Below are 23,415 nucleotides of genomic sequence, written 5' to 3'. Positions count from 1 at the left end.
CGCCCCTTACCTTCGGTAAATTGCGCGCTATCTCTCTCAGAGATATCCGGGGACAGCGCCATGACAGGGCAGAAACTCGACCAGAATAGCCCGCTGATCGGGCGATTTGATCAGTCCTTTTTGATCCATATGATCCGTGACTTTTTCATCATCCTGTTGATGGTGACGGTGCTGGAATTCGCGCTCAAGGCGGGGATGGTCTATTACAAATTCCGCGTGCATGGTGCCACTGATGCCACCGAGGCGGCTCAGGATCTCGCCGATGATGTGCGTTCGATCATGCGCAACGAAGGCGGGCCGGTCGCCGCGCGCACGGTCTATCCGATCCTTCAGGACAATTGGGACGGGCTTGGTTACCGCATAGCGATCATCCCCTCCGATGTCACGATCCGTTCCATTGAACAGGGGTTCGAGTTTACCCCCGAGGGCTTGCCGCGCGGCGATTGGCCCGACACCGCCCATGCAAGCGCCACCCTGCCAATCACCGCCGAGCCCTTTTGCCTTGCCTGTCACTCAGAGGCGCAGGTGGGGGATGTGCTGGGCGAGGTGACGGTGCGGCGGGATCTTGCGACGGATTTCGCGCAATGGATCGAGGATATGCGCCTGACCGGCCTTTTGGCTCTGGCCAAAATCGTGCTGCATTCGGTGCTCTTGTTTCTGATCCTGCGCGCGCGACTTGAGCCGCTTTTGGGTCTGCGCACGGTGGTCAGCAATCTTGCCCGCGCCTATGGCGGGCTGAACCACCGCGCCGAAATTCGCAGCGCCGATGAGTTCGGTGTGCTGGCACGCGATCTCAACCTCTTTCTAGACCGCATCACCCGGCTGATGGGCGAACTCGATGAGGTGCTGCAACGGGTGGTCACGGTCAATGATGACATCGTCACCATCCAAGCCGATCTTCGCGACCGGATCGACACCCTGACCGGACGCATCCGGCGACTGGAGCGCGCCGCGATGCTCAGCGCCAAGTCAGAGCCGCGCCTCTCGAAAGCGTGGTTTGATACGGCACGCCGCGCTGTCTCTGACCTGCGCAGCCAGACCCCCGAGGATGCCGGGGCCCTGATCGAGGATCTGCGCGCCGTCGTCGCCAATGCCGAGGCGCAGATTGCCGGAAGCGAAGCGCTCTTTGCTGATCTGGGTGCTTTGGGCGATGAAAGCGAACGCCTGCGCCATGTCATGTCCGAGATGATCCGCCTTGAGGAGCGGATGAAGGGGATCGTCGACACCGGCAGCGTTCTGGTGCAGCGCCTGCGCCCCGGCCCTGTGCCCTCGGAATGAAAAAACCGCCGCACGCTCGGATGAGCGGCGGCGGCAGAGTTGAGCGGGTCACAGGCCCCGGACATTCGGGAGGATTGAGGCAAATCCCGAAAACCGGATGGGACAGGTGGTGTGGCGCATCCCCAAAGTTGGGACAGGAGGGATGCAGCCAGAGCCGGGGTAAACCCGCAGGCAGAAACTCAGGCAGAAATCAGAGAAAACCGGGCAGATAAAGCGCACCGACCAGCGTCACCATCAGCGCAAGCGCGCCAACCGCATCGCCGACAATCGTATCCTGCGCACGGGTCGCAGTCGTCTTGATCTGGTGCAACATCTGGGGGCTCCTTCTGAAAACCTCTGTGTTGCTACTTTGTTCTCATATCGCAAACACCAAGTAAAGAACTTTTTAAGAACATATGTGAACAAAAATTCTAACCCACGGAAATTAAACGAATTGCCTGATCCTGCTCCATCAACCACAAGAGCACGCGCGCCGCACGTCCCCGCTCTGACACAAGGTCCGGATCGTCGTGAAGCAGTTTGCGCGCATCCGATTGCGCCACTGCCATCAGCGCCGATTGCGATTCGAGATCGGCAATGCGAAATCGCGGCAGGCCAGATTGCGCCGTTCCGATCAGATCGCCCGCGCCGCGCATCTCCAGATCAACCTCGCTGATGCGAAACCCGTCCTCTGTGTCACGCATCGTGGTCAATCGTCGCTCGCCGCTCTCACTCAGCGGGGCCTGATACATCAAGAGACAGGTCGACGCCGCCTGCCCCCGTCCAACGCGCCCGCGCAACTGATGCAATTGCGCCAGCCCGAAACTCTCGGCGCGCTCGATCACCATGATCGAGGCATTGGGCACATCCACCCCAACCTCAATCACCGTGGTCGAGACCAGAACGCTTGTGTCGCCCCGTTGAAACGCGGCCATCGCGGCATCCTTGTCCTCGGGCGGCATCTGTCCGTGCACCAGCCCCACAACGCCCTCCCCAAGGGCTGCGCGCAACCGCTTGAACCGCTCCTCGGCGCTGCTCAGGTCTACCACCTCGCTTTCCTCGACCAGTGGGCAAACCCAATAGGCCTGACGCCCCTCGGCCAAGGCGCGGCGCAGGTGATCGACCACCTCATCAATCCGCCCCATACTGATCAGCGCCGTCTTGATTGGCTGGCGGCCGGGCGGCTTTTCATCCAGCACCGACACATCCATATCGCCATATTGCGCCAAGGCCAGTGAGCGCGGGATTGGCGTGGCGGTCATCACCAGCACATCGGCCTGTGCGCCCTTTTTGCCCAGTTCAAGACGTTGACGCACACCAAAACGGTGTTGCTCATCGACAATGGCCAGACGCAAATCGGAAAACTCCACATCCTTTTGAAACACCGCATGGGTGCCCACGAGGATCTGAATATCGCCCCGCGCAAGCGCCGCCAGCTTGGCGCGTCGCTCGGTGCCCTTGTCGCGGCCCGTCAGGATTTCGAGCACCACGCCAGCACTCTCGGCCAAGGGGCGCAAGCCCTGCAAATGTTGCCGCGCGAGGATTTCGGTGGGGGCCATCATCACCCCTTGCCCGCCCGCTTCGACCGCGATGAGCAGCGCCTTGAACGCCACCAGCGTCTTGCCCGCGCCGACATCGCCCTGAAGCAGCCGGTTCATCCGTTGTGGGGCGGCCATATCGGCGGCAATCTCGGCAATGGCCCGCGTTTGCGCCCCGGTCAGCGCATAGGGCAGCGCCATGAGCACCCGTGCCTGCAAAACCCCTGTTCCCACGGTCGCGCGCCCCTTGGCGCGGCGCAGTTTTGAGCGGGCCAAGGCCAATGTCATCTGATGCGCCATCAACTCATCATAGGCCAAGCGCTCGCGTGCCGGATGCGCAGGCGAAAGATCCCGCGCCTCTTGCGGCCTATGGGCGGCACGCACCGCAGCGGCCCAATCGGGCCAGCCGGCCTGCGCCTTTTGCACCGGGTCGATCCATTCGGTAAGGTCTGGCAGGCGCATCAACGCCGAGTGCACCCCTTTGGTCATCACGCGCTGCGTGACGCCTGCGGTCAACGGATAGACCGGTTCAAAATCAGGGATGTCCGATGCCTCCTCAAGAGGCAACATATGATCGGGATGCACGATTTGCGCGATTCCGTCGAAAAGCTCTGCCTTGCCCGACACGATCCGCCGCGCGCCGGTGGGCAGCATTTTGCGCAGATACTCATCGCGGGCATGAAAGAAGACGAGATGAAAGCTGGTGGCAGCATCCTCGACCACCACGCGATACGGCCCGCCTTTGCGCGAGGGCGGACGGTGCTGTCCCACAGTCACCTCGACCGTCACGATCCCGGGCATCTCTGCCCCCTGCACCGTGGCGCGGCGGCGGCGATCCACGCCGGAATGCGGCAGTGTCAGGATCAGGTCGCGCGGTCGCGTGATCTCGAGCGCAGCGAGGGCTTGCGCGGTCTTCGGCCCGATCCCCTCGAGCGTTTCCAGCCCGGCAAAAAGCGGAAATAGGATTTCCGGCCGCCCGCTCATGCGTCCCCGATCAGGGTCAGCCAACCATCCTCGTCAATTGTCTCGATCCCCAAGTCTTGTGCCTTCTTGGCCTTGGACCCGGCCCCCGGCCCTGCCACCAAAAGGTCGGTCTTGGCACTGACCGATCCCGCAACCTTGGCCCCCAGCCCTTCGGCCCGCGCCTTGGCCTCGGCCCGCGTCATCTTTTCGAGACTGCCGGTGAAGACGACGGTCTTACCCGCAACCGGGCTGCCATCGGTTCTGGGGCGCGCGGCCTCTTGCACGGTCAGATACTCGGTCAGCCGGTCAATGCTGCCGCGTTCATGCGGCTCTGCAAAGGCCCCGACAAGGGCGCGCGCCATGACCGTGCCCACCCCGTCGATCCCCAACAGACGCTCCCACTCCGGCCCTTCATAATCCTTGGCCCCGTCCATCGCCGCGATGAACTCATCCCAAGTGCCGTAATTGCGCGCAATCAGGGTACTGGCCTGCTCGCCCACATGCCGGATCCCAAGCGCAAAGAGCAACCGACCAAAGGGTATTTTTCTTTTTTCTTCAATAGCTTCAAAGAGGTTCTTCGCGCTCTTTTCGCCCCAGCCCTCGCGGTTCTTCAACTGCTGCAGGCCAGAGCCATAGCGCTCTTGCAGCAGGAAAATATCTGCCGGTTCCTTGATCCAGCCATCGCGGTAGAATTGCTCTACCTGCTTGGCCCCCAGCCCTTCGATGTCAAAGGCGGCGCGGGATACGAAATGCTTGAGCTTTTCCACCGCCTGCGCCGGACAGATAAGACCGCCCACACAGCGCCGCACTGCATCGCCTTCTTCGCGCACCGCATCCGATCCACATTCGGGACAAGTCGCGGGAAAGACATAGGGTGTGGCCCCCTCCGCCCGCTTGCTCAGGTCTACATCGGCCACTTTTGGGATCACATCGCCCGCGCGGTAAACCTGCACCCAGTCGCCCACGCGAATATCCTTGCCGCCGCGAATGACCTCGCCTTTGCTGTCACGCCCGGCGATGTAATCCTCATTATGCAGCGTGGCATTGCTGACCACCACGCCGCCCACCGTGACCGGCGTCAGCCGTGCGACGGGGCTCAGCGCGCCGGTGCGCCCAACCTGAATGTCGATCGCCTCCAGCCGTGTCCAGGCCAGTTCGGCGGGAAACTTATGCGCAATCGCCCAACGCGGCGTGGTCGAGCGAAAGCCAAGACGCGCCTGCAGGCCCAGATCATCGACCTTGTAGACCACGCCGTCGATGTCATAGCCCAAGGTCGCGCGCGCCTGTTCGATCCGCGCGTAATGCGCAAGCAGCGCCTCCACCCCATCACAGAGCACTGTCAGCGGGTTGGTTTGAAACCCGAGCGCCTTCAGACGCGCAATCGCGCCCATCTGCGTCTCGGCCAAGGGCGCGCTTACCTCGCCCCAGCTATAGGCAAAGAACCGCAGCGGCCGCGCAGCCGTGATCTTGGCATCCAGCTGCCGCAACGATCCCGCTGCGGCATTGCGCGGATTGGCAAATTGTTTGTCCGATTTCTCGGCTTGCCGCGCGTTCAGCGCGGCGAAATCGGCATGGCTCATATAGACTTCGCCGCGCACTTCCAGAATTTCGGGCGCACCGGTCAAACTCTCGGGAATATCGGTGATGGTGCGGGCGTTGGCGGTGACATTCTCACCCACCTCGCCATCGCCGCGCGTCGCGGCCTGCACCAGCCGGCCCTGAACATATCGCAAGCTCAGGCTTAGCCCGTCGATCTTTGGCTCAGCGGTATAGGCCAGCGGCGCATCGTCCGGCAGGCCCAGATAGCGGCGAATACGGCTGTCGAATTCGGCTACATCCTCTGGCTCGAACGCATTGCCCAGGCTCAGCATGCGGATGCTATGGGCCACCTTGGCAAAGCCATCCAGCGGCGCGGCGCCTACCTGATCCGATGCGCTGTCGTCGCGCTTGAGCGTAGGAAAGCGCGCCTCGATCGCCGCATTACGCGCCTTGAGCGCGTCATAGGCCGCATCGGTGATTTCGGGCGCATCCTCGGTGTGATAGGCCCGGTTTGCCGCCGCCAAGAGCGCCGCAAGCCGCCCCAATTCGGCCTGCGCCTCGCTTTCGGTCAGATCCTCAACGGCAAGTTTGTCGGTCATCGGCCCCTCGCTGATCCCGGATGCGGCGGCCATTCCCTGCCCGCCTCTCCCTGATCAGAGTGATAGTGCCCGACCCGCCCAGCGTCCAGAGCCTGTGCTGCCCTCAGGCCCCAATGGCCAGAGGCCGCCCGCCCAGCGTCGCTTGCTCAGGATCCCGCAGCACATAGCCGCGCCCCCAGACCGTCTCGATGTAATTGACACCATCGGTGGCCTCGCAGAGTTTCTTGCGCAGCTTGCAGATAAACACGTCGATGATCTTGAGTTCCGGTTCATCCATGCCGCCGTAGAGGTGGTTAAGGAACATCTCTTTGGTCAGGGTTGTGCCTTTGCGCAGGCTCAACAGCTCCAGCATCTGGTATTCCTTGCCGGTCAGATGCACCGGCTTGCCGCCCGCATCCACCGTCTTGGCATCAAGGTTCACATTGATCTTGCCGGTGCGGATCACCGATTGCGAATGCCCCTTGGACCGCCGGATGATGGCGTGGATACGCGCCACCAACTCATCGCGGTGGAATGGCTTGGTCAGATAATCATCCGCGCCAAATCCGAACCCTTTGATCTTGCTTTCGGTGTCATCCGCCCCTGACAGGATCAGGATCGGCGTGGCAATGCGCGCCAGCCGCAATTGGCGCAACACCTCGTGCCCGTTCATATCCGGCAGGCCCAGATCCAGCAAGATCAGGTCGTAATCATAGAGCTTTGCCAGATCTATGCCCTCTTCCCCCAGATCGGTGGTGTAGACATTGAGATTGGCATGGGTGAGCATCAACTCGATGCTTTTCGAGGTTGTCGGATCATCCTCGACCAAAAGTACGCGCATTGGGGACTCCATGGATCATTGTTTTGATACCGATCACACTGCTCAAAAATGGTTAACTACCCGTTACCATTGTTTCAACATCTCAAATGCTCAACCTGCAGTTATCGATACGCCCCCAATGCCGTGACCTTGAGCGCACCCTCCCCATGCTTGGCCACCGCGGCAATCCAGCCGTCAAACTCCTCTTCGCTCAGCCCATAGGTTTCGAGCGCCTCACGCCGCGAGATCAGCCCATAGGCGACCCCGCGCACCACCGCCAACTTGCGCGATGCAACCCATCGCGCCGTATCGGCGGGCGGCAAATCCGCCCGGCTGAACACCGTTCCATCCGCCAAGGTAACAGCCCTTGGCCCTTCCACTTTCTTGAGATACATGACGCTCACCCCTTTGGTCTGATGCACCCAGAATGGCGCTTTCAGGCTTAATGCGGTGTGAAACCGGGTCTTGAGAGTGTTTAGGATTTTCCTATATTCTGAAACACCCGAGCGGAGGCCGCCATGGCATTGGACATAAATAAACCATTGAACTCCCTTGGGTTTCCGAAATCCCCGGCCGAAACCCGTGTGGTTGTCGCCATGTCGGGCGGCGTTGACAGCTCTGTTGTGGCCGCACATCTGGCCGCCGAGGGCTATGATGTGGTGGGCGTCACCCTGCAACTTTACGACCATGGCGCGGCTCTGGCCAAGAAGGGCGCCTGCTGTGCCGGGGTGGATATCCACGACGCCCGCCGCGTTGCCGAGGAAATGGGCTTTCCGCATTACGTGCTGGATTACGAGAACATCTTTCGCGATGCCGTGATCGACGAATTCGCTGATAGCTATCTTGCCGGAGCCACGCCCGTGCCCTGCATCCGCTGCAATGAACGGGTCAAGTTCAAGGACCTCTTGGAAACCGCCCGCGATCTTGAGGCGGATTGCATGGCGACCGGCCATTATATTCAGCGCAAGATGGGCGTGCAGGGGCCGGAATTGCACAGCGCCACTGATTCGGCGCGCGACCAGTCCTATTTTCTGTTCTCGACCACGCCCGAGCAGCTCGAATTCCTGCGCTTCCCGCTGGGGCATCTGCCCTCGAAACAGGCGACGCGTGAATTGGCCGCGCAATATGGCCTGCAAGTCGCGGACAAACCCGACAGTCAGGACATCTGCTTTGTCCCCAACGGCAATTACGCCAGCGTGATCGAAAAACTGCGCCCCGGTGCCGCCGAACCCGGTGAGATTGTCCATGCCGATGGCCGCATCCTTGGCACGCATGAGGGCGTCATCCATTACACCATCGGTCAGCGTCGCGGCCTTGGCATCGGCGGGCTTGAAGAGCCGCTCTATGTCGTGCGCCTTGACGTCGACACGCGCCGCGTGATCGTCGGCCCCAAGGACATGCTCTCGACCCGCACCGTACCGCTGCGCGAAATCAACTGGCTGGGTGATGCCCCCCTCACCTCTCAGGCGGAATGGCATATCTCGGTCAAGGTCCGCTCTACCCGCCCCCCGCGCGAGGCGGTGCTGCGCCCCATTTCCGCCACCGAGGCGACGGTTGAATTGCTGACACCAGAGGAAGGCGTCTCGCCCGGTCAGGCCTGCGTTTTCTATGAAACCACCGGCACGCGCGTGCTTGGCGGCGGCTGGATCTGGCGCGGCGCGACAGTCTGAGGCGTTAAAACGCCCCGCTCAGGTGTTGAAGAGAAAGTGCAAAACGTCGCCATCCTTGACGACATAGCTCTTGCCCTCAGACCGCATCTTGCCCGCGTCCTTGGCCTTTTGCTCGCCGCCAAGTGTCACGAAATCGTCATAGGCAATCGTCTCGGCCCGTATGAATCCGCGCTCGAAATCGCCGTGGATCACGCCCGCCGCCTTGGGCGCCGGCGTGCCTGCCGGAATGGTCCAGGCGCGCGCCTCTTTGGGCCCGACGGTGAAATACGTCTCAAGATGCAAGAGGCCATAGCCCGCCCGGATCAGCCGATCCAGCCCCGCCTCTTCCAGCCCCATCTCGGTTAGAAACATCTCCGCTTCTTCCGGCTCGAGCTTGGAGATTTCCTCTTCGATCTGCGCAGAAATCACGACTGAGGCCGCACCTTGCTCTGCGGCCATCTTTGCCACCGCCTCAGAATGGGTATTGCCGGTCGCGGCATTCCCCTCATCCACGTTGCAAACATAGAGCACCGGCTTAGCGGTCAAAAGCTGCAGCATTTTCCATGCTTTAATGTCTTCGGCATCCACCTCAACCGTGCGCGCCGGGCGTCCCTCTTCCAGCGCGGCCTGCGCCGCGGCCAAGAGCCGCTCGGCCTGTGCCGCCTCTTTGTCGCCGCCCTTGAGCTTGCGTTGCAGGCCTGCGCGCCGCTTTTCGACCGACTCAAGATCAGACAGCATCAATTCGGTCTCGATCGTATCGGCATCCGCCACCGGATCAACGCGCCCCTCGACATGGGTCACATCGCCATCCTCAAAGCAGCGCAGCACATGCGCAATCGCATCCGTCTCGCGGATATTGGCCAGAAACTGATTGCCCAGCCCCTCGCCCTTGGACGCCCCTTTGACCAGCCCGGCAATGTCCACAAAGGTCATGCGCGTCGGGATGATCTGCTTGGATCCGGCAATCTGCGCCAATTTGTCCAGCCGCGCATCAGGCACGGCCACCTCGCCCACATTCGGCTCGATCGTGCAAAAGGGAAAGTTCGCCGCCTGCGCCGCAGCCGTGCGGGTGAGCGCATTAAAGAGCGTGGATTTGCCAACATTGGGCAGGCCCACGATTCCCATTTTAAAGCCCATCTCAGACCCTCCATGCGGTGAATTGCGCGCATCTACGGGTTTGCGCCCCCCAAGGTCAAGCCGGGCATTGATTTCCCGCGCGCTTTGCGCCAAACCCGCACGGACCCATTCGAAGGACAGACCAACATGACACGTATCGACGCCAAATTCGCAGAGTTGAAGGCCGCCGGTAAAAAGGCGTTCGTTTCCTACATCATGGCGGGCGATCCGGATTATGACACCTCGCTCGCGGTGATGCAGGGGCTGCCTGCTGCGGGGGGGATATCATCGAATTGGGCGTGCCCTTTACTGATCCGATGGCGGACGGGCCAACCATCCAACTCGCCGGTCAGAGGGCGCTGGCGGCGGGCATGACGCTCGAAAAAACGCTGGCCATGGCGCGCGAGTTTCGTAAAGGCGATGACAGCACGCCCATCGTGCTCATGGGCTATTACAACCCGATCTACAATCGTGGCGTGGACAAGTTCCTGACCGATGCGAAGGCCGCCGGGATCGACGGGCTGATCGTGGTTGATCTGCCCCCCGAAGAGGATGACGAACTCTGCATTCCGGCCAGCAAGGCGGGGATGAACTTCATCCGCCTCGCCACCCCCACCACCGATGACAAACGCCTGCCCAAGGTGCTCGAAAACACCTCTGGCTTTGTTTATTATGTCTCGATCACCGGCATCACCGGGGCAGCGGCGGCAGAGGCGGCGGATGTCGCCCCCGAGGTGGCACGCATCAAGGCTCAGACCGATCTACCGGTGATCGTGGGCTTTGGCATCCGCACGCCGGAAACTGCGCAGACGATTGCCAGCGTTGCCGATGGCTGCGTCGTGGGCTCGGCCATCGTGGGCGAGATTGCCAAGGGCAAAGCGGTCACAGAGGTTTTGGCCTTTGTAAAAGGTCTGGCCGACGGGGCACACCGCGCCTGAGTGCCATGCCGAATAATTAATAAAACGTAAATATAACGGATAGTTGCGGGTCGAAGCTATAGCGCTCTGACTTGACTCACCGCGCGGCCTCACGTATAGGTTGTGACATGCTGGACGAAATGGGCAACGGCCCCGGGGGAAACCCCGGAGGCCGTTTTTTCATGTCGAGCAGACAGAGGGGCCCACCGAAACACACCACTCATGAGGCAAGAGCACGCATGGTTTTGATCACCCCCGACGAGGGGCCCACCGGCCTGACCACCTCGATCAACGCGCTGGAACAGCAATTGGCCGACATGCGCGTCGATCTGGCAGAGATCTATCAACGGATCAGAGCCGGTGATCTGGATGAATTGAAAAACGCGACCAAGGCCACCGCCGAGATCCGGCAATGGCTCAAAATCGCTCTGGAAGCGGAGGCACAACTTGAACGACGCAGAAAAGAAGACCTTGGTATTGTCCATGGATACGCCCTCGATTTCGACGACGCCCGGCATCAGATCGGGTGCCGATTGGATCGTCTCAAACGGGCAAGCTGTCCGGGACGACTTTCTCGATGCCCTGAGTGACGGCGAGCTCATAGCCCTGCCCTATCTCTTCGAGTTCTGGGCGTTGCCGCATCAACTGCCGCCCTCGGGCGACTGGCGGACATGGGTGATCATGGGCGGGCGGGGTGCGGGCAAGACGCGCGCTGGGGCAGAATGGGTGCGGTCCGAGGTCGAAGGCGCGCGCCCCATGGATACAGGCCGCTGCAAGCGGATCGCCCTTGTGGGCGAGACCATTGATCAGGTGCGCGAAGTGATGATCTTTGGCGAGAGCGGCATTCTCGCCTGTTCGCCCCCCGACCGCCGCCCCGAATGGCAGGCCACGCGCAAGCGGCTGATCTGGCCCAATGGCGCGGTGGCACAGGCCTTTTCCGCCCATGATCCCGAGGGGCTGCGCGGCCCGCAATTCGACGGGGCCTGGGTGGATGAGCTGGCCAAGTGGAAACGCGCGCGCGAAACTTGGGACATGCTGCAATTCGGTCTGCGGTTGGGCGAAGCGCCGCGCGTCTGCGTCACCACCACGCCGCGCAATGTGGGCGTGCTCAAGGATATCCTTGCCACCCCCAGCACTGTGACCAGCTCCGCCCCCACCGAGGCCAACCGCGCCCATCTCGCCGAGAGCTTCCTTGACGAGGTGCGCGCACGCTATGCAGGCACGCGGCTTGGGCGGCAGGAACTGGATGGCCTGCTGATTGACGAGGCCGAGGATGCGCTCTGGAGCCCCGCCATGCTAGAGGCCGCGCGCGTCGACACCTTGCCCGAATTTGACCGCGTGGTGGTGGCGGTTGATCCTCCGGTTTCGGGCCATGCCGCATCGGATGAATGCGGGATCATTGTGGTCGGGGCCATCACGCGCGGCCCGGTGCAGGACTGGCGCGCCTATGTTCTGGCCGATGCCAGCGTCAGCGCCGCCAGCCCCGCCCGCTGGGCCCGCGCCGTGATCCGCGCACGCGAGCTTTGGGGGGCAGAACGGGTGGTGGCCGAGGTCAATCAGGGCGGCGATCTGGTGGAACAGGTGATCCGGCAGGTCGACCCCCTCGTGCCCCTGCGCAAGGTCCACGCCAGCCGGGGCAAGGTGGCACGGGCAGAGCCGGTGGCAGCACTTTATGAACAGGGCCGGGTGCATCACGCGCGCGGGCTTGGCACGTTGGAGGATCAGATGTGCGCCATGACCGCGCGCGGCTATGAGGGCCGTGGCAGCCCCGACCGCGTCGATGCTTTGGTCTGGGCGCTCACCGATCTCATCGTGGAACCCGCCTCGAAATGGGTCCGCCCAAGGGTGCGCGGGGTCTAAAGCGCACCGCCGACGGGGGCCTAACGTCCCGGGCCTGACCCGGGACATCGGCGCCGCCCCCCGAGCGACGCCGGGCACGATAGCTTAAACCTGCCATGGATCTTTTGATCAATGCGCGGGGCATGCAGGCTCAATTCAACGGATACAGGCGCAAGGTACACGGCTCTGTGCAATGTTCAGACGTAGACGATATCGCTGACCCAAGACCGGTTCGGCATGTCTGGCGCAAAGACCCGGTTCACCTTGTCATCGGCTTGGGGTGCTGAATGCTCAAACGGCCCCTATTTCAAATAGTCGACAGGAACCCAAAGATCCGCTAGTGCGGCCCTGACGTTTTGTTTTTAAGGGATTTCTTGGCATGGGCTGATTGGTAGATGCTAAATCCAAAGCATCATCCCAGTCTGAACCATCGGGCCAAGCGTAGATTTCAAAAGCCGACATAAAGAGACAGACAAACCCACATTCAGTTGAAAAATATAGCCCTTTTTCTTGACAATACCTCCTCTGGACGCCCAAGTCTCTTCCGCGTACCGCCCAACCCAAGGACCCTGCCATGATCCCCACCACCTACCCGCCCAAGGATGAGATCGCCCGTCTGACCGCCCGCATGCTGCTGGAAATCGGCGCAGTGCATTTCAACGCGGACACGCCCTTTACGCTGGCCTCTGGCCTGCCCTCACCCACCTATATCGACTGCCGCAAGTTGATCTCCTATCCGCGCATCCGCAGCACCCTTATGGATTTTCTCTCGATCACCGTGATGCGGGAAGCCGGGTTTGAGGCGTTCGACAATATCGCGGGCGGCGAAACCGCGGGTATTCCCTTTGCGGCCCTTGTCGCCGAGCGTATGGCCCTGCCCATGACCTATGTGCGCAAGAAACCGAAAGGCTATGGGCGCAACGCTCGCATCGAAGGGGCCATGACCGAGGGGCAGCGCGTGCTCTTGGTTGAGGATCTCACCACGGATGGCGGCTCAAAGCTCAGCTTTGTGGATGCCATCCGCGAAACCGGGGCCACCTGCGGCCATACGGCGGTGATCTTTTACTACGGCATTTTCCCCGAGACCGAGAAAACCCTTGGCGATCACGGCGTGGCCCTGCATCACCTCTGCACGTGGTGGGATGTGTTGGCCGAGGCGCGCACGCAAGCGATTTTCGAGACCGCTACCCTTGACGCGGTCGAAGATTTCTTGCGCGATCCCCGTAAGTGGCAGGCGGCACACAAGAAATAAATTTGTCCTCAGGGGATGGGGATAAACCACCTCTCGAATCGTAAAATGCTTCGATATGTGGTAGGCTAGGAAAATCCTAATACAGGATATGGGAAGCGCTTCTGTGGCGCGGCCCTATCCACCGACTTATCCCGCCAAATGCCCACAGGTTTATACAAGTGGCGAGCGCGCAAGGATTGGCCTAGAACTCTCGAACCAAGACTACTGAGACGATACCGATAAAACACCGAACACACGGGGACCGCAGGCATGAACGAGATCAGCGCTTTCAATCCGACCGGGGCAGAGATTCAATCCGCTGAAAGCGTGCCGCATTCGATCGAGGCTGAGCAGCAACTCCTCGGTGCGATCCTGACAAATAACGATGTCTATGACCGCATCGCTGCCATTATCGGCCCACAGCATTTCTACGACCCCGTCCATGCCCGTATTTTCGAAACCGCCGCCGCCCGCATCGCCAAGAACAACCTCGCCTCGCCCGTAACCTTGCGCGCGTTCCTCGAAAATGATGAGGGGTTAAAAGAGCTTGGCGGGCCTGCGTATCTTGCCAAACTGGCCGGTGCCGCGATCTCGACCTTCGCCGTGCGCGACTATGCGCAAATGATCTATGATCTGGCGATCCGCCGCGCGCTTATTGCCTTGGGTCATGACATCGCCGGCAAGGCGGCCCGCGTCAATGTCGATAGCGAACCCAAGGATCAAATCGTCGAGGCCGAACAAAAGCTCTACCAATTGGCTGAGCAAGGTCAGTCTGAAAGTGGATTTCAAAGCTTTCTCAAGGCTGTAACAGACGCTGTTAATGTGGCCAACGCCGCCTATCAGCGCGAAGGCGGATTGGCAGGTATCTCAACCGGGCTGGTCGATCTTGATGGAAAACTGGGCGGGCTGCACAAATCCGACCTTCTGATCCTTGCGGGTCGCCCCTCGATGGGCAAAACCTCGCTCGCGACCAATATCGCCTTTAACGTAGCCAAGGCCTATCGCCGAGGCACGCTGCCCGATGGGTCTGAGGGGGCTGTGGATGGCGGCGTCGTGGGCTTCTTCTCGCTTGAAATGAGCGCCGAACAATTGGCCGGTCGGGTGCTGGCCGAAGCCTCGGAAATCTCTTCGCACAAGATCCGTCAGGGCGACATGGACGAAAGCGAGTTCCGCCGCTTTGTCGAAGCCGCCAAGACACTGGAATCCTGTCCGCTCTATATCGACGATACTGCCGCGATCCCGATTTCACAACTTGCCGCGCGCGCGCGCCGGTTAAAGCGCACGCATGGTCTTGATCTCTTGATCGTCGACTACCTGCAGCTTGTGCGCGGATCCTCTGACAACCGGGTGCAGGAGATTGGCGAAATTTCCATGGGGCTCAAGGCAATAGCCAAGGAACTTAACATCCCCGTCGTGGCCCTTTCGCAGTTGTCGCGCCAAGTCGAAAGCCGCGAGGACAAGCGCCCGCAACTCTCGGACCTGCGCGAATCCGGCTCGATCGAACAGGACGCCGATGTCGTGATGTTCGTGTTCCGCGAAGAGTATTACAAGGAACGCGAGAAACCGGGCGATCACGAGATGGATAAGATGGCCGAATGGCAAGAGGCGATGTCGCGCCTGCATGGCAAGGCCGAAGTCATCATCGGCAAACAGCGCCACGGCCCCATCGGTACGGTTGAATTGAGCTTTGAGGCGCAGTTCACCCGCTTTGGCAATCTGGTCAAGCCCTGGCAACAAGGCGGAAACGCCGACTACTGAAACCTGCGATGGACGGGGGCGCTGCCCCCGAACCCCCGAGGTATTTCGGGCCAGATGAACCGCAATTGATAGCAAGACACGCCGACCATGCCCCGATATGCCCTCCGGATCGAATATGATGGCGCGCCCTTTGCCGGATGGCAGCGGCAGGTCGATCACCCCTCTGTGCAAGGTGCCGTCGAGGCGGCGCTGGCGCGGATTGAACCGGGGCCCCATACCATCGCCGCCGCCGGGCGCACGGATGCAGGCGTGCACGCGATTGCCCAGGTGGCGCATTGCGACCTGACACGGGAATGGGGCACGTTTCGCCTGTCAGAGGCGCTCAACTATCACCTCAAACCTTTGCCCGTGGCGATTACGGCCTGCGCGCGTGTCGCTGAAGACTGGCACGCAAGGTTTTCCGCAAACGAGCGGCGCTATCTTTTTCGCGTCATGTCGCGGCGCGCCCCTGTTACGTTGGACCGAGGCCGGGTTTGGCATGTGCGCCCAAAGCTTGATATCGACGCGATGCGCGCAGGCGCACAACATCTGATCGGGATGCATGATTTCACCACTTTCCGCTCGACCATTTGTCAGGCGGCAAGCCCAATCAAGACATTGGACGCCATTGAGATTTCAGAGCACGAAAGCGCCATGGGCCCCGAGATCCATTTCCGCCTGCGCGCCCGGTCGTTTCTGCACAATCAAGTCCGCAGTATCGTGGGCACGTTGGAGCGTGTGGGCGCGGGGTCTTGGCATCCCGATGAGGTGCGCGCCGCACTGAACGCACGCGACCGCGCCGCCTGTGGCCCGGTGTGCCCCCCTCATGGCCTCTATCTGGCTGGGGTCAGCTATCCGCAAGACCCGTTCGCCGCGCAAGATTAGGCTTTGATCTTGCGTCCTTGCCACGCTAAGACCCTGCCCAGCGGTCCCGTAGCTCAACCGGATAGAGCACCTGACTTCTAATCAGGATGTTGGGGGTTCGAGTCCTCCCGGGATCGCCAGATATTGTGAATCCGCTGTCTTATATGCGCCGGCCACCTGTGTTTGTGCGCGATGCAGGCGATAACGCAAATCTGACTTGGCCTCTTGCCACGCCAGTAGTTAGCGCGTTGACGCCCGTTTCAGGATATCCGCCGCATTCGGGTGATTGAGCAGCGCTTGCCCCACCTCGAATTGCAGGTGGCTGGGGGCGTTCTGGCCAGCAATCTGTCGGCTCAGCGCCTCTTTGAGATCGGCGGGCAGTGCAGCAGAGGTGCGCGGATCGACCAGCAGGGTTTCGGCAGCAATCCCTTCGGCATAGATGATTTGATGCCGGTCAAAGAGCAGTTGCACGTAATCTATGAAACCGCCGCTCTCGCGGCGCACGGTATCCCCGTTGACCAGATGCCGGGCGCGCACCAATACTTCGGCCCGGCCAGCACCAAGGGCATCCGAGCGCTGGTAGATAAAGAGCCGGTGATCGGGGCTGACCAACAGGTCGTTTTCATTGTGCAACGCCCCCGCAGAAATCCGAATGGGGGCGAAATCCCCGACCGCGCGAACGGTCGAATGCCCGACCCACCGAATTGGCCGCACCCCGTCATCGCGCGTAAGGACCATGTCGCCGCGCACCAAGGTTTCGACCGGGCGCTGTTCCCCCGTTGCCATGGTGATGTGGGTGCCCCGCGAGAACGACACGCACGCCACCTGAGCAAAACGTTGCAGCACGTTCTCCGTGTCAATGCCCACCAGCGCATAGCCGGTCTTGGGCCGCATCTGCGCCAGCGGCATGGCAAAAACCTCTACCATGTTTCCCGCATCATCCACCTCGACCAACACGATCATTTCGGTTGTGCGCCCGGTGCCCGACATCAACGTCAGGCAACAGTCGAGATGGATTTGCGCACCGGGTCGACCAACCTCGGAGCCGCGAGCGATTTTAAATGGTGCCCCCCCTGCCAGAGAAAGCGAGAGGCGAAGCTGCCGCGCTTGCGGCTGCAACTCATAGACATCGTCGAGGTCGAGCTCAGCCGCAAAAGACAGAGCATCCCCCATGTTCGCCCCGTTGACGACGCGAAAATCCAATCCCGTGTACACGGGAAGGATGTGGTCGGACGGGGCAAGATCAGAGGTCATGGGTGCAGTTGGTCCTGATATGGCTGGGGTCACAATTCTCTATCGGGCAGCGTAGTTTAGAATTGTGGTATCATGGCGTCAATGTGATGGACATGACCTCGTGGACGAGGCCCGTCACATGCCCGCTTGCAAGCATCTGGCCATTCTTGCTGACAGCGTGTTAATTTCGCGTTGATTAAGCAGGAGAGTGGATGATGGATCTGGGGATCAAGGGGAAACGGGCGTTGGTCTGCGCCACGTCCAAAGGCTTGGGATTGGGCTCTGCGCGCGCATTGGCCGAGGCAGGGGTCGATCTGGTGATCAACGCACGCGGCGGCGAGGCGCTCGAGGCGGCAGCAACGGCCATTCGTGCGGATTTCGACGTTACCGTTCAGACGGTCGCGGCCGACATTACCTCAGAGGCCGGTCGCGCAGCAGTGCTTGCCGTGGCGCAAGACGTGGACATTCTCGTCAACAATGCCGGAGGACCGCCGCCGGGGCTGTGGTCTGATTGGGACCGCGAGGATTTTATTCGAGCACTCGACGCCAATATGCTGACCCCTATCGCGCTGATAAAGGCCTTGGTCCCCGGAATGATGGCGCGCGGCTGGGGCCGTGTGGTCAACATCACCTCGCAATCGGTCAAGGCGCCAATCCCGGCGCTAGGTCTTAGCAATTCGGCGCGCGCAGGCCTGACAGGCTATGTCGCGGGTACGTCACGGCAAGTGGCTGGCAGCGGCGTCACGATCAACAACCTGCTACCCGGCATCCATGCCACGGATCGCGCCACAGCACTGGATGAAGGCGTGGCCAAAGCACAAGGGATCAGCATGGAGGAGGCAAAGGCGCGCCGCTGTGCCAGCATTCCCGCTGGGCGCTATGGCACGGCGCAGGAATTTGGCGCGGCTTGTGCCTTTCTCTGTAGCCAGCATGCGGGTTTTATCGTGGGACAAAACATCCTGCTGGATGGCGGCGGCGTCAACGCGACGCTCTGATCGCGGGCATCACGAAAGCGAGATCGGGCTACATAAACTCTGGTGCTGGAACGCTCTGGTCATTAGCACTGGAGCAACCATTCCACGGAGGAAACACACGTCATGCAAGCATTGGCGATTATTGGCCTTTTTGGCCTCGTCATTCTGGGCAGCCTGTTCGTCGCACCGCGTCGCGCCACGATTGAAGGTTTTTTCAACGGCACCGGCACGGATGGCCGAGCGCCAGGTCTTTGGGTGCTGGTCCTAAGCCAGGTCACAACCTGGATTTTCGCTCGTTCTTTGATGAATTCGGCCATTCTGGGGTATTTCTTCGGGATTTGGGGCACGCTGGCCTATGCTGCTTACTACGGCTCTTTCCTGAGCGGCGGCTATATCGTAGGCCGATTGCGTGCAGGTGGCGCGGGCTCTGTGCAGGATTGGCTGGGCACACATTTTGGCGCAATGGGCAAGGCCTGCTACAACTTCGTCATTGCTTTGCGGCTCTTGTCCGAGGTTTTTGCCAATCTGCTGGTGGTGGGGCTGATCTTTGCCGCAGCCTTGCCTGAAATGGGCATCGCGCGCGACGCCTCTATCCTGATCGTCGCGGTGCTTGGGTTGGCCTATAGCGCTTGGGGCGGGCTAAGCGCGGCACTGCGCACCGATGTGTTGCAGATGGTGGTGTTCTTGGGCGTTTTCGCGGTTGCCTTTGTAGCGCTGGTGATCAGCCCCGGCTTTGACCTTGGGGCCGTGCTGACCGCGCCGGGCACTTCCGGTGCTTGGAGTGGCCAAGTTCTTTTGCTGGTGGCGCTGTTGCAGGTGTTCTCTTACCCCGCACATGACCCGGTGATGATGGATCGCGGCTTTATCGCCGATCCCGAGACAACGCGCCGCTCTTTCCTGCATGCCTTCTGGATCTCTACGCTCTGCATTATTGGCTTTGGCTTTTTCGGCATTCAGGCTGGATTGGTCGGGGCGGAATATGAGGGCGAGTTGATTGGCACTTGGGCCACGATGTTCCCGGCATGGCTTTTTGTGGCATTGCTCGTGTCACTGCTTATTTCAGCTCTCAGCACGCTCGATTCCGCACTGGCCAGTGCCGCGCGGCTTGTGGTGGACGAGCTGAAACTGGGGCAGCGGTCGCTTGCGGGTGGGCGCATGGCAATGATCGCGTTCATGGTGGTTGGCACCGGTCTGACCCTATGGGGCAATCAGACGCTGTTCGACGCTGTGGCCATCAGCGGCACGGCCAGCATGTTTCTGACACCTATTCTGATCATTGGGCTGGTGATGGGGCGTGACATCGCACTCTGGTCCTATCTGGTGGCCTTTGGTGCGGCGATGTTCGGTGCCGTGCTCTACTTCGCGCGCGAAGCCGACTGGGCCGTTGCGCTACTGCCAGAGGCCCATAAATACGAGCAGCTGTTGGTCATCTGCGTGGGGGTGTTGATCGCTGGCTTTGCCGCGGTGATGATGGGCGCTCGGCGCAGCTGAGCAGGCCGTGTACCAAAAGAACGGGGGGCAGGCCAACACTAGCCTGCCCCCCGTTTCGTTTTCAGTGCTCTTGCCCGTTCAGGCGCGCTCGGAATATTCCATCGTCTCGGTGTTGACGACGATATCCTCATCAGGTCCGACAAAGGGCGGCACCATGACCTTGACCCCATTATCGAGGATCGCAGGCTTAAAGCTATTGGCCGCCGTCTGCCCCTTCACGACGGGCTCAGTCTCGACGATGCGGCAAATCACCTTTTGCGGCAGCGCGGCGTGCAGCGCCTCGCTCTCGTGGAATTCAACCGTGATGGTCATACCATCCTGAAGAAACGGACGACGTTCCCCCAAAAGGTCAGCGGGCAATTCGATCTGCTCATAGGTCTCGGCATCCATGAACACCAGCTTGCCATTCTCCTCATAGAGAAACTGCTGATCCTTTTGCTCAAGGCGCACACGCTCGACCTTGTCGGCGCTGCGAAAGCGTTCGTTGAGTTTGGAGCCGTTGCGCAGGTTCTTCATTTCGACCTGAGCAAAGGCACCGCCCTTGCCGGGCTTTACGTGATCCACCTTCACCGCGGCCCAGAGGTGGCCATTATGCTCCAGCACATTACCGGGGCGAATTTCGTTTCCATTGATCTTGGGCATTGCGTTCAAACCGTGACAAAAGGTTGATGTGAGATTGATGCTTCCTATATCTGGAGGGATGATGGGTGGCAAGACAACGAAATGTCGTTATGCATCGTGGCGAGGTATGCAAAATTCGCATAGAAGTTATGCAACTGTGCTCTATCCGAATCGCAAAAACTCCGCCATAAGGTCCGTCACGCCCAAAACGCAAGAGCAATAAGAACAAGGACGAATGATGAAGGATTTCGTTGACGGTACGGCTTTCAACGCCGAACAGGGCAACCGTGCTCGTAAACTCTTTGCGGCCGTTGTGCTGGCCGCTCTGGATGACGCCATTTCCGATGACAAGAAATATGGCAATGGCCCCGAGCAGATCGCCCGCTGGGCGCGGTCGCGTGATGGCCGCGAAGTATTGTCCTGCGCCGGGATCGACCCGAATGAGCGGGTTGTTGCCGGCCTGATGGATTTCGTATCCAAGGGCGTGCGCACCTCTGTGGCCCTCTCGCGCGAAGAAAGTGAACGCCGGAATGCTGCGGCGCAGGCCGAAGCCGCCTGAGCACTGCTGCCTGACCACGTATCAAAGCCCTGCCCTAGTGGCAGGGTTTTTGCGTTGCGGTCGGGAAAACAGGCCTTTGTGACGGAAACCGGCCTTTCCCCCTGCACTCTCAAACGGTATCAGCACAGAGCGGCAAAAGGGGCATCGCAATGACACGCGCGATCATGATTCAGGGGGCAGGCTCGAATGTGGGCAAGTCCATGCTCGTGGCAGGTATGGCGCGCGCCTATGCCCGACGTGGCCTGTCGGTGGCCCCGTTCAAGCCGCAAAACATGTCAAACAATGCCGCTGTCACCGTGGATGGCGGCGAAATTGGTCGCGCGCAGGCGCTTCAGGCGCTGGCCGCGTACCGCGCGCCACACACCGATATGAATCCCGTACTGCTCAAACCCGAGAGCGATATTGGCGCCCAAGTGATCGTGCAGGGCCGCCGCTTTGCCACGCTGCGTGCCCGCGACTATGCCCGGGCCAAACCGCAGTTGCTGGCCCCCACGCTTGAGAGTTTTCACCGCCTTGCCGCCACCGCAGATCTCGCGCTGGTCGAGGGGGCGGGCAGCCCCGCGGAAATCAACCTTCGCGCCGGAGACATCGCCAATATGGGCTTTGCCGAGGCCGCAGGCGTGCCCGTGATCCTTGTGGGTGATATCGACCGGGGTGGGGTCATCGCGCAGGTTGTCGGCACCCAAGCGGTGTTGCCGCCCCAAGATGCCGCCCGGATCAAGGCTTTTGCCATCAACAAGTTCCGTGGCGATGTCAGCCTCTTTGACGAGGGCTTGCGCGAAATTGTGACGCGCACAGGCTGGCCCTCTTTGGGCGTCGTGCCATGGTTTTCAGACGCATGGCGCCTTCCGGCTGAGGATGTGATGGATATCGCCTCGACCAAGGGCGGCGCTTTCAAGGTGGTCGTGCCGCGTCTTGGCCGGATTGCCAATTTCGACGATCTTGATCCCCTCAGCAGCGAACCGGGTGTGAGTGTGGAAATCATCGGAGCAGGCAGCCCCCTGCCCGGCGATGCCGATTTGGTGCTTATCCCCGGAAGCAAATCCACCATCGCCGATCTGGCACATTTCCGCGCGCAAGGTTGGGATATCGACCTTGCCGCCCACATCCGGCGCGGCGGGCATGTGCTGGGCATCTGTGGCGGCTATCAGATGCTGGGGCAGCGCATCGAAGACCCGGACGGCATCGAGGGCCCTCCCACCTCGGTGCCCGGCCTGGGGCATCTCGACGTCGTGACGGTGATGAAGCCGGAAAAGCGACTTGCCCTGACACAGGCCACCTATCTCGAAACTGGCGATGCCGTAGAAGGGTATGAAATCCATTTGGGTGAAACCATCGGCCCGGATTGCGCGCACGCATGGCTGCGTGTCGGGGATCGCCCTGAGGGGGCCGCTACGGCCAGTGGCCGGGTGCGCGGCGCTTATCTGCACGGGCTCTTCGCGTCCGACGCGTTTCGTGCGGCGTTTCTGGCGGGGCTAGGTGCGCGATCAGACCTGAGCTATGGGGCAGATGTCGAGGCCACGCTCGACGCTCTCGCGGCGCATCTGGAAGCGTATATGGATTTAGATCTGCTCTTTTCGCTCAGTGCAGACATTCCGACTCAGTCGAAATCCTGACTGGTCAGCGCGCGGTGAATCTCGCGGCGCACAAGTTTGCGCACGTTGCGGGTGATCCGCTCGCCCAAAGCACCTTGCAATTCTTGCCGAACAATCTCGGCCACCAAATCACGCAGGGCCTCTTCATCCAGCACGGCGTCATCCATCAGCAGACCCTCGCCGCGATCAGCATCGGCATCCGGTGCCGGGCGCAAATCCGCCGCATCCGCATCCTGCCAATCCTGAACATGGCGTTCCGAGGCCAGATCGTCCGACTCATCCCAGTCGGGATCAACTGAGGGGGCCGTCTCGGCCTCGCCCAGCTCTGCCTCTTCGTCAATCTCTGGCTCATCCGTCTCGGACCAACTCAGCACCGATTCAGCGGCTCCCCCGGCGTAATCGTCGTCAGAGGCGCCATCCGGCTCCCACTGATCGTCGCGCCCGGCGATCATCGCTTCAAATTCTGCAGCCTGCGCGCTCAGTTCCGACGGAAGATCAGGCGTCTGATCGGTCTCACTGAACTCTGTCGCTATCCCCTCAGGCGCGCTTTCGTCCTGAATATCTGTCTCATGCTCAGAGAGATCCATGCCCGTCCAAACGCTATGCGCATCCGGATCTTCGGCATCCACAGCCTCGGCAGGCGGCTCTGCTACGGGTTCATCCACCCGCAAGGCCGGTGTCAGGACAAGCCGGTCCGCCGCCTGCATCCCTGCCTCGCGCGGCGCGGCCACGGTTGTGCTGAGGCGTTCGGCTTGGCCATTCGAGACCAGCCGCCTTATCGACGACAGGACATCCTCGATTTCCACATTGGTCACGGGGTCGGACATGCTCTTGTACCATTCTTGCCTATGCAGAGCTTATCGCTGCAGGCGGTGCCACACAACCGTTTCAAAA

General features: G+C 60.9%; 20 protein-coding genes, 1 tRNA gene and 1 pseudogene. 13 read left to right on the top strand and 9 right to left on the bottom strand.

From position 1 onward, the window contains the following. The first annotated feature begins 60 nt into the window (after positions 1 to 60). Positions 61 to 1,278, top strand: a complete 1,218-nt coding sequence (locus ACLGGT_RS15940; RefSeq protein WP_151979208.1) for a HAMP domain-containing protein — start codon at positions 61 to 63, stop codon at positions 1,276 to 1,278. Between the two features lie 190 nt (positions 1,279 to 1,468). Here the strand turns inward: ACLGGT_RS15940 and ACLGGT_RS15935 are convergent, their stop codons facing one another. The 5 genes from ACLGGT_RS15935 to sciP form a co-directional block, all read right to left on the bottom strand. Further along, complete coding sequence (locus ACLGGT_RS15935; protein ID WP_008282202.1) at positions 1,469 to 1,591, bottom strand: hypothetical protein; 123 nt, start codon at positions 1,589 to 1,591, stop codon at positions 1,469 to 1,471. A 97-nt stretch (positions 1,592 to 1,688) separates the two neighbouring features. After that, the gene (gene recG / locus ACLGGT_RS15930) at positions 1,689 to 3,779 is read right to left on the bottom strand and encodes an ATP-dependent DNA helicase RecG (protein ID WP_008282201.1); all 2,091 of its coding nucleotides are present in this window, start codon (positions 3,777 to 3,779) and stop codon (positions 1,689 to 1,691) included. After that, positions 3,776 to 5,896: an NAD-dependent DNA ligase LigA gene (gene ligA / locus ACLGGT_RS15925; RefSeq protein ID WP_422003420.1), complete on the bottom strand. Its 2,121-nt coding sequence runs from the start codon at positions 5,894 to 5,896 to the stop codon at positions 3,776 to 3,778. The genes recG and ligA overlap by 4 nt, the downstream gene beginning before the upstream one ends. A gap of 103 nt (positions 5,897 to 5,999) precedes the next feature. Further along, positions 6,000 to 6,716, bottom strand: coding sequence for a response regulator transcription factor CtrA (gene ctrA / locus ACLGGT_RS15920; RefSeq protein WP_008282199.1), 717 nt, complete (start codon positions 6,714 to 6,716; stop codon positions 6,000 to 6,002). A gap of 101 nt (positions 6,717 to 6,817) precedes the next feature. Next, the gene (gene sciP, locus ACLGGT_RS15915) at positions 6,818 to 7,090 is read right to left on the bottom strand and encodes a CtrA inhibitor SciP (protein ID WP_081508463.1); all 273 of its coding nucleotides are present in this window, start codon (positions 7,088 to 7,090) and stop codon (positions 6,818 to 6,820) included. Positions 7,091 to 7,213: 123 nt separating this feature from the next. Here sciP and mnmA point away from each other — a divergent pair, with 123 nt between their 5' ends. Then, complete coding sequence (mnmA, locus tag ACLGGT_RS15910) at positions 7,214 to 8,365, top strand: tRNA 2-thiouridine(34) synthase MnmA (RefSeq protein WP_008282197.1); 1,152 nt, start codon at positions 7,214 to 7,216, stop codon at positions 8,363 to 8,365. Between the two features lie 18 nt (positions 8,366 to 8,383). On the opposite strand, the gene ychF is transcribed toward mnmA, so the two are convergent. Then, a complete protein-coding gene (gene ychF / locus ACLGGT_RS15905) occupies positions 8,384 to 9,481 on the bottom strand; it encodes a redox-regulated ATPase YchF (RefSeq protein WP_008282196.1) in 1,098 nt (365 codons plus the stop codon). A 126-nt stretch (positions 9,482 to 9,607) separates the two neighbouring features. Here ychF and trpA point away from each other — a divergent pair. From trpA to ACLGGT_RS15870, 7 genes and pseudogenes are all read left to right on the top strand, one after another. After that, positions 9,608 to 10,398 (top strand): annotated as a pseudogene (gene trpA, locus ACLGGT_RS15900) (tryptophan synthase subunit alpha). Positions 10,399 to 10,616: 218 nt separating this feature from the next. Beyond that, entirely contained in the window at positions 10,617 to 10,967 is a 351-nt protein-coding gene (locus tag ACLGGT_RS15895; protein WP_008282194.1) for a hypothetical protein, read from the top strand. Beyond that, positions 10,861 to 12,237: a DNA-packaging protein gene (locus ACLGGT_RS15890; protein WP_437196798.1), complete on the top strand. Its 1,377-nt coding sequence runs from the start codon at positions 10,861 to 10,863 to the stop codon at positions 12,235 to 12,237. The genes ACLGGT_RS15895 and ACLGGT_RS15890 overlap by 107 nt, the downstream gene beginning before the upstream one ends. Positions 12,238 to 12,790: 553 nt before the next feature. Continuing rightward, positions 12,791 to 13,468, top strand: a complete 678-nt coding sequence (locus tag ACLGGT_RS15885; protein ID WP_008282192.1) for an orotate phosphoribosyltransferase — start codon at positions 12,791 to 12,793, stop codon at positions 13,466 to 13,468. Positions 13,469 to 13,717: 249 nt separating this feature from the next. After that, positions 13,718 to 15,205, top strand: a complete 1,488-nt coding sequence (locus tag ACLGGT_RS15880) for a replicative DNA helicase (RefSeq protein ID WP_008282191.1) — start codon at positions 13,718 to 13,720, stop codon at positions 15,203 to 15,205. A gap of 87 nt (positions 15,206 to 15,292) precedes the next feature. Beyond that, entirely contained in the window at positions 15,293 to 16,069 is a 777-nt protein-coding gene (gene truA, locus ACLGGT_RS15875) for a tRNA pseudouridine(38-40) synthase TruA (RefSeq protein WP_375553740.1), read from the top strand. A gap of 42 nt (positions 16,070 to 16,111) precedes the next feature. After that, positions 16,112 to 16,188 (top strand) — tRNA-Arg (locus ACLGGT_RS15870). Positions 16,189 to 16,288: 100 nt separating this feature from the next. Here the strand turns inward: ACLGGT_RS15870 and ACLGGT_RS15865 are convergent. Beyond that, a complete protein-coding gene (locus ACLGGT_RS15865; protein ID WP_151979202.1) occupies positions 16,289 to 17,302 on the bottom strand; it encodes a Hint domain-containing protein in 1,014 nt (337 codons plus the stop codon). A gap of 194 nt (positions 17,303 to 17,496) precedes the next feature. Here ACLGGT_RS15865 and ACLGGT_RS15860 point away from each other — a divergent pair, with 194 nt between their 5' ends. Then, positions 17,497 to 18,276 carry an SDR family oxidoreductase gene (locus tag ACLGGT_RS15860; protein ID WP_437197425.1) on the top strand — a complete coding sequence of 260 codons (780 nt, stop codon included), beginning with the start codon at positions 17,497 to 17,499 and terminating at the stop codon, positions 18,274 to 18,276. 102 nt (positions 18,277 to 18,378) lie between these two features. Continuing rightward, a complete protein-coding gene (locus ACLGGT_RS15855) occupies positions 18,379 to 19,746 on the top strand; it encodes a sodium:proline symporter (RefSeq protein WP_008282187.1) in 1,368 nt (455 codons plus the stop codon). A 78-nt stretch (positions 19,747 to 19,824) separates the two neighbouring features. Here the strand turns inward: ACLGGT_RS15855 and efp are convergent, their stop codons facing one another. Continuing rightward, positions 19,825 to 20,388, bottom strand: coding sequence for an elongation factor P (efp, locus tag ACLGGT_RS15850; RefSeq protein WP_008282186.1), 564 nt, complete (start codon positions 20,386 to 20,388; stop codon positions 19,825 to 19,827). 217 nt (positions 20,389 to 20,605) lie between these two features. Between efp and ACLGGT_RS15845 the strand changes: the two genes are divergently transcribed. Both ACLGGT_RS15845 and ACLGGT_RS15840 read left to right on the top strand, forming a co-directional pair. Next, the gene (locus tag ACLGGT_RS15845) at positions 20,606 to 20,926 is read left to right on the top strand and encodes a DUF6280 family protein (RefSeq protein ID WP_037271076.1); all 321 of its coding nucleotides are present in this window, start codon (positions 20,606 to 20,608) and stop codon (positions 20,924 to 20,926) included. A gap of 149 nt (positions 20,927 to 21,075) precedes the next feature. Continuing rightward, positions 21,076 to 22,542, top strand: a complete 1,467-nt coding sequence (locus ACLGGT_RS15840) for a cobyric acid synthase (RefSeq protein WP_437196795.1) — start codon at positions 21,076 to 21,078, stop codon at positions 22,540 to 22,542. Here ACLGGT_RS15840 and ACLGGT_RS15835 read toward each other — a convergent pair. Further along, entirely contained in the window at positions 22,527 to 23,348 is an 822-nt protein-coding gene (locus ACLGGT_RS15835; RefSeq protein WP_437196793.1) for a hypothetical protein, read from the bottom strand. The genes ACLGGT_RS15840 and ACLGGT_RS15835 overlap by 16 nt on opposite strands. Between the last annotated feature and the right edge of the window lie 67 nt (positions 23,349 to 23,415).

The organism is Roseovarius sp. MS2 (genome assembly GCF_051447875.1).
Taxonomy (GTDB): Bacteria; Pseudomonadota; Alphaproteobacteria; order Rhodobacterales; family Rhodobacteraceae; genus Roseovarius; species Roseovarius mucosus_A.
This window is presented reverse-complemented; position numbering and strand designations above follow the sequence as displayed.

What these genes read in the sequence shown, in the direction of transcription:
- ACLGGT_RS15940 (WP_151979208.1), top strand. Translation starts at nt 61, where the DNA reads ATGACAGGGCAGAAACTCGACCAGAATAGCCCGCTGATCGGGCGATTT.
- ACLGGT_RS15935 (WP_008282202.1), bottom strand. Translation starts at nt 1,591, where the DNA reads ATGTTGCACCAGATCAAGACGACTGCGACCCGTGCGCAGGATACGATT.
- recG (WP_008282201.1), bottom strand. Translation starts at nt 3,779, where the DNA reads ATGAGCGGGCGGCCGGAAATCCTATTTCCGCTTTTTGCCGGGCTGGAA.
- ligA (WP_422003420.1), bottom strand. Translation starts at nt 5,896, where the DNA reads ATGACCGACAAACTTGCCGTTGAGGATCTGACCGAAAGCGAGGCGCAG.
- ctrA (WP_008282199.1), bottom strand. Translation starts at nt 6,716, where the DNA reads ATGCGCGTACTTTTGGTCGAGGATGATCCGACAACCTCGAAAAGCATC.
- sciP (WP_081508463.1), bottom strand. Translation starts at nt 7,090, where the DNA reads ATGTATCTCAAGAAAGTGGAAGGGCCAAGGGCTGTTACCTTGGCGGAT.
- mnmA (WP_008282197.1), top strand. Translation starts at nt 7,214, where the DNA reads ATGGCATTGGACATAAATAAACCATTGAACTCCCTTGGGTTTCCGAAA.
- ychF (WP_008282196.1), bottom strand. Translation starts at nt 9,481, where the DNA reads ATGGGCTTTAAAATGGGAATCGTGGGCCTGCCCAATGTTGGCAAATCC.
- ACLGGT_RS15895 (WP_008282194.1), top strand. Translation starts at nt 10,617, where the DNA reads ATGGTTTTGATCACCCCCGACGAGGGGCCCACCGGCCTGACCACCTCG.
- ACLGGT_RS15890 (WP_437196798.1), top strand. Translation starts at nt 10,861, where the DNA reads ATGGATACGCCCTCGATTTCGACGACGCCCGGCATCAGATCGGGTGCC.
- ACLGGT_RS15885 (WP_008282192.1), top strand. Translation starts at nt 12,791, where the DNA reads ATGATCCCCACCACCTACCCGCCCAAGGATGAGATCGCCCGTCTGACC.
- ACLGGT_RS15880 (WP_008282191.1), top strand. Translation starts at nt 13,718, where the DNA reads ATGAACGAGATCAGCGCTTTCAATCCGACCGGGGCAGAGATTCAATCC.
- truA (WP_375553740.1), top strand. Translation starts at nt 15,293, where the DNA reads ATGCCCCGATATGCCCTCCGGATCGAATATGATGGCGCGCCCTTTGCC.
- ACLGGT_RS15865 (WP_151979202.1), bottom strand. Translation starts at nt 17,302, where the DNA reads ATGACCTCTGATCTTGCCCCGTCCGACCACATCCTTCCCGTGTACACG.
- ACLGGT_RS15860 (WP_437197425.1), top strand. Translation starts at nt 17,497, where the DNA reads ATGGATCTGGGGATCAAGGGGAAACGGGCGTTGGTCTGCGCCACGTCC.
- ACLGGT_RS15855 (WP_008282187.1), top strand. Translation starts at nt 18,379, where the DNA reads ATGCAAGCATTGGCGATTATTGGCCTTTTTGGCCTCGTCATTCTGGGC.
- efp (WP_008282186.1), bottom strand. Translation starts at nt 20,388, where the DNA reads ATGCCCAAGATCAATGGAAACGAAATTCGCCCCGGTAATGTGCTGGAG.
- ACLGGT_RS15845 (WP_037271076.1), top strand. Translation starts at nt 20,606, where the DNA reads ATGAAGGATTTCGTTGACGGTACGGCTTTCAACGCCGAACAGGGCAAC.
- ACLGGT_RS15840 (WP_437196795.1), top strand. Translation starts at nt 21,076, where the DNA reads ATGACACGCGCGATCATGATTCAGGGGGCAGGCTCGAATGTGGGCAAG.
- ACLGGT_RS15835 (WP_437196793.1), bottom strand. Translation starts at nt 23,348, where the DNA reads ATGTCCGACCCCGTGACCAATGTGGAAATCGAGGATGTCCTGTCGTCG.